Origin of the sequence: Enterococcus pernyi (assembly GCF_045371165.1) — a bacterium.
Classification (GTDB): Bacteria; Bacillota; Bacilli; order Lactobacillales; family Enterococcaceae; genus Enterococcus_B; species Enterococcus_B pernyi.
In genome coordinates this window covers 20,473-25,740 of record NZ_JBIQDM010000003.1, presented here as the reverse complement: position 1 = coordinate 25,740, position 5,268 = coordinate 20,473, and the positions used below count along the sequence as shown (strand labels likewise).

Sequence of the window (5,268 nt, the reverse complement as noted above, 5' to 3'; positions counted from 1 at the left end):
CATTCGCTTTTTCGAACCGTTCTCTCGCTGCTCTCACTCGTCCCGTGGATTCTGGAGCTGGTCGCTCATCACGAAGGACATTCGCTTTTTCGAACCGTTCTCTCGCTGCTCTCACTCGTCCCGTGGATTCTGGAGCTGGTCGCTCATCACGAAGGGCATTCACTTTTTCGAACCGTTCTCTCGCTACTCTCACTCGTCCCGTGGATTCTGGAGCTGGTCGCTCATTAGGATGATCGTTCGCTTTTGCAAACTGATCGCTCGCTGCCTTCACTCGTCCCGTGGATTCTGGAGCTGGTCGCTCATCACGAAGGACATTCGGTTTTTCGAACCGTTCTCTCGCTGCTCTCACTTGACCCGTGGATTCTGGAACTGGGCGGTCGTTGGAAAACTCATTCGCTTTTTCAAACCGTTCTCTCGCTGCTCTCACTTGACCCGTGGGTTCTGGAATTGATCGTTCATTGCTAAAGGCGTTCGGATTTTCAAACTGATCTCTCACTGCTTTCACTCGACCCGTGGATTCTGATGCAAGGTGGTTATCACTTTTTACACTGGAATTTTCGAATCGAGTGCGACGGTTTTGAAATTCTTCGTTCGTCATGTCGTTTTGATTCGATTTTGTTTCGTTTGCAGATGCTGAATCATTCGTATGAACTGCACTTCCGTTTCCTTTACGTACGATTTCGCTACTGCCATGCAGGGTGGTAGCTCTTTGATAAGAAGTTCCTTGATGTTCACTTTCTCCACGACCCTTTTTCTTGGAAAACGCTGGTTCATTGCTTGTACTAGTCAGGTTTACGAATCGAGCACGACGATTTTGAAATTCTTTGTCAGTCCTACCAGCTCGACTCCATTCTGCATTGTTTGTCCTTAATGAGTCATTGTTATCTATCTTACTAGTTTGACCTTCATGTACTAGCTCACTACTTCGTTGCTGCCTAGGTGGATTTTGATAAGCAACTGTCTGATAATTATACGGTTCGCTTTGGGTTGTTCTCTCTATGACTGGTGGTTCATTACTTGGTCCAGGCATATTGCCAAATCGGTCTCGATATCTTTGAAATTCTTCGTTCGCCCTACCAGTTTGACTCCATTCTGCATTGTTTGTCCTCAATGAATCATTGTTATCTATCCTACTAGCTTGACCTTCTTGCACTAGCTCACTACTTCGTTGCTGCCTAGGTGAATTTTGATAAGCAGCTGTCTGGTAGTTATTCGGTTCGCTTTGGGTTGTTCTCTCTCTAACTGGTGGTTCATTACTTGGTCCAGGCATATTGCCAAATTGGTCTCGCCGTCTTTGAAATTCTTCGTTTGCCCTACCAGTTTGACTCCATTCTGCATTGTTTGTCCTTAATGAATCATTGTTATCTATCCTACTAGCTTGACCTTCTTGCACTACCTCACTACTTCGTTGCTGCCTAGGTGGATTTTGATAAGTAGCTGTCTGATAATTATCCGGTTCTCTTTGGTTCGTTCTCTCGATAACTGGTGGTTGGTTACTGGTTCCAGCCATATGGCCAAACCGGTCTCGTCGTCTTTGAAATTCTTCGTTCGTCATGCCGGTTTGATTCGGCTCTGCTTTATTTGTGGGTGAAGATTCATTCGTATAGACTGTGCGTTCTTTTCCTCTACCCACCAATTCGCTAGTACCTTTTAATGGAGGAGCTTTTTGATAGGACGATGTTCCTTCATTTCTTTGGTTCTGTCGATCTGTCGGTTGATTTTGCCTATTTTGAACATTCGGTGAATCATTCGTTTGCGAGGTTCTCCATCTAGACGACTTTCGACTTTCTAATGATGAATGATCATTTGTTGAATGATTCAGACCTTCATAGTATTGGCGCAATCGGTTGACTGTCCCTGATGGTACTTCAGCTGAATGGGGTTCTTTATTATAAGAAGTTTCTTTTTCAAACTGTTGTTTTAAATCACTCACTTTAAGACTGTTATGCGACTCTACTTTTGTTGATTGATTCGTAGTGTGGACAGAATTTTCGTGCATAGTGCCATTCTCTTCGATCTGCTGATTGGAGAAACCTTCCTGCTTCACATTGCCTCTCTTATTTAGCATTGTTCGTTCTGCAAATCTTCTTTCTTGTTCCGCCACTAATTTAGGACTTACTAATTCGTCAGATGCTTGTAATGTTGTGTTTGACGTAAAAGTAGGTGTCGCATCTTTTTTCCTTATTTCTTGCTCACGTCTATTTTCTTTTAAGACGATCATCCGCGATTTATAAATCGAGAATCTCAACGTATTGTAGTCTGTTGGATCAATGTCTTGGAGCATTCTTTCAAATGACTGTTTTAATGCATTTGTCTTTTCTTCGTTCACTTTTTTTCTTGAAGAAATCAAGTCTAGAACGAAGTGGAACTCTTCTCTCAAAGTTTCAGGATTACTATCCGATATTGCTTTTGCTTGAAACTCATTGAATACTTTTTCTTCATAAGGTTTTACTGATTTTATTGAAATATCTTTGTATAGATATTCTTTAAGATAGTCTTCAAAATTTTTATAAAACATTGGTCTCCTCCATTCAATGAAGAATTTTTTCAGAGGCGATTAACCATTCAAGCGATGTTCAAGCAATTGTTCTAAAGATGTATTTTCTTCTCTAAATACACCTGTTTGAGTTAATCGCACTGCTTGATGTGGTTTTTCGTAATCATTTACCCATAAAAACATTCCTGGGAGGGAATTCATGCGATAACCAAATTGTGTTTCTTCTAATGTGATCTCAAATTTTTTAACTGCTGAATTTTCATCGGTGACTGACAATTCTAACACGCATAATGTCTCAGAAACATCTTCAGAAATGATGCGATAGTGAAACGTTCGACTTATTTCTTTACCGTCTTCCACTTTTCGTTGGACAAAGGTATTTTCTGTAAAATCAACCAATACATGACTATTCATCGTCGTATTCGTCCAACTACCTTGAAGTAAAACGTCATTCCATTTTTGATTGATCCTCTCATTCGCTTCATCTTCCCCAGAATCAATCATTTCTTTCGCCTTCTCCAACAATTCAACACTTGGATAAAAATAGGTAGTGTCACCTTCATTGTCTTCGTAAAAGAAGATCGTTTCTCCTAATCTAGTCATCAGCTCAAAAGAAACTTCCTCTTTCTCTTTGTCCGTTAGAACAAGTTTTGTATCTACTAAGCGATACTGACCCGTTGTGAGCCAACTGGTACTTTGATAAGTTCCGTCATTTTTTAATTCCAGAACCATGCCATCTGCTCGATCAGAATACCAAATCCCTCGATAAACTAAAGCTTCGTTTCTTTCTACTAGATTTAGTTCCTCGTCTCTTTGTTCACTAAAAGATAAACGCTCACTACTCGCAGTAGTTTTTGAATTTCCATTTGTTCCATGGTGAAAAAAGATCGAGTAGAAAATAAAACTGAACATTGTGATGAAAATGACACTAGCTATTATCACGACTCTTTTTCCTTCTTTTGACTCAACTATATTTTTTAATCGTTTCATTGTTCGCCCTTTTCTTTTTTTATTGAAGAATACCGTACCCCGAAATGCTCGGATCATTGAGGAAATAGGTTCTTCTGGCTACTTTATTGGAAGTATTGCCCTCGACGGTTTGGATGATATTTCCATCTGTAAATTCCACGATTCCCACATGATCTTTCCCTGTACCACCTCCATTCCAGTCAAAGAAAATCAAATCACCTGGTTGTGGGTGGTAACTCTCTGAAATTTTTCTGTAGTTTCCTTTTTCCGTTAACCAGTAGATCATCTCTAAACAATTTGCTGATTTTATTATTTTTTCTTGATTAAGGTACCCGACTTGATCTGCTACCCAACTTACGAAGATCGCACACCATTCAACTCTTCCTTCAAAACCATACCATCTCCAATACTTATCACCATGAAAAGTACCAATCTCATTGATCGCAGTCTCAAGAAATCTTGAGTTTTCGAGCCAGAGATAATTGGTAACAATAGGTACATAGAACATATTTCCGTAAGCATATCGCCAGGAAAATCCATGGGCTACAGCTACGGGATGAGTATAACGAACGATTTGTCTGTTGCTTTTTTTTCTTGCATATAGCTCTGCATGTAGAAAGCTATATTGTTTATTGGTAGTTGCTAACCAATTTAAAAAGTCTTCTCCGTAGTTATAGGCTTGAAGAGCCGCACGATCATCAAGATGTAAGGTTCTCGCTTTACCTAATAACTGGGAAAAATAGTGAGTTCCTCGATCAATTGATAATTCTGGATCCTCGATTGTATTAGGAGCTAAACCTTGTGATTCACTAGCTTGCATAATATCAGGAAATCTTTCTGCATCCCCACCAGACTCTACTCGGATGATTGCCAAGATCATATTGACATATTCTGGAATCCCATACTTTTCACAGGCTTCTCGAACAAGATGTTCCCATTGTAAAATCATTTGTCCTGGATTCTTAAGACTTCCTGAAATTGATCTTGACGAATTATTGGTGAATCCATCTATCTCAGACGGATATTGAAATATTAAATCAAAAATATAAGCAGACGGATAAATATTGCGATTTGGCCGAAGGGTTCGACGTTCAATAACTTCAACCCTCAAATTTCCAGTCGTTTCTCCTATCAGTGTATCGGCATCGACCCAATCTCTATTTCTCACTTTGATATTTTTTAATGGAGATAAAACAACCCTTTTATTTAAAGAAGTATTGATAGTAACAGAATTATTCCCAACTGCATGAACTCTTCCTGAGCCAGAATTGTCAAGTCCATAAACTGATGTACCAGCTTCAGCTAGTAATTCAATATAATTGTGTTTATTTCTTTCATTTAATCCACGATAGCCATATTTTTCAACAACGATGGCATCTTGATTCATACCAAAAGGACTTTGTAAAAATACTTTATTTTCAAAACGATCTAATTCCTGGATCGGACCAAACTTATCTAGTTCTTCTTCTGAGAGAGTGTCTGAATTTTCATCAATAAACTGACTGATTGTTTTGATTTCAATATTGATCAATGCCACTTTGATTGTTCGATGAGTTGGCCGATCTTCATCGATAGGTGGATCTGGTTGTTCGTCACTTGGATTTCTATTTATTTGCGACTCATATGTTGAGCCTTCCTCTTCATTCTCTGATTCTTCGATTTCTTCTTCTAAATCGTTTGTTTCTTCCGAGGTTTCATCGTCTTCTTCTGATGTTTCCTCGGTTTCACTATCGTCTTCTGATTCTTCTGGTGCTTCCTCAGTTCCACTATCGTCTTCTGATTCTTCTGGTGCTTCCTCAGTT

Annotated in this window: 3 protein-coding genes; all 3 read right to left on the bottom strand. The window is 39.4% G+C overall.

What is annotated here, in order from left to right; genetic code table 11:
- The coding region (locus ACH0AK_RS04675; protein ID WP_499796750.1) for a hypothetical protein at positions 1–2,518 on the bottom strand (2,518 nt) is incomplete at its 3' end.
- A 39-nt stretch (positions 2,519–2,557) separates the two neighbouring features.
- Entirely contained in the window at positions 2,558–3,487 is a 930-nt protein-coding gene (locus tag ACH0AK_RS04670; protein WP_023519592.1) for a hypothetical protein, read from the bottom strand.
- A gap of 19 nt (positions 3,488–3,506) precedes the next feature.
- Positions 3,507–5,268 (bottom strand): lysozyme family protein (locus tag ACH0AK_RS04665; RefSeq protein ID WP_499796749.1); only part of this gene is annotated, 1,762 nt, incomplete at its 5' end.

What these genes read in the sequence shown, in the direction of transcription:
- ACH0AK_RS04670 (WP_023519592.1), bottom strand. Translation starts at nt 3,487, where the DNA reads ATGAAACGATTAAAAAATATAGTTGAGTCAAAAGAAGGAAAAAGAGTC.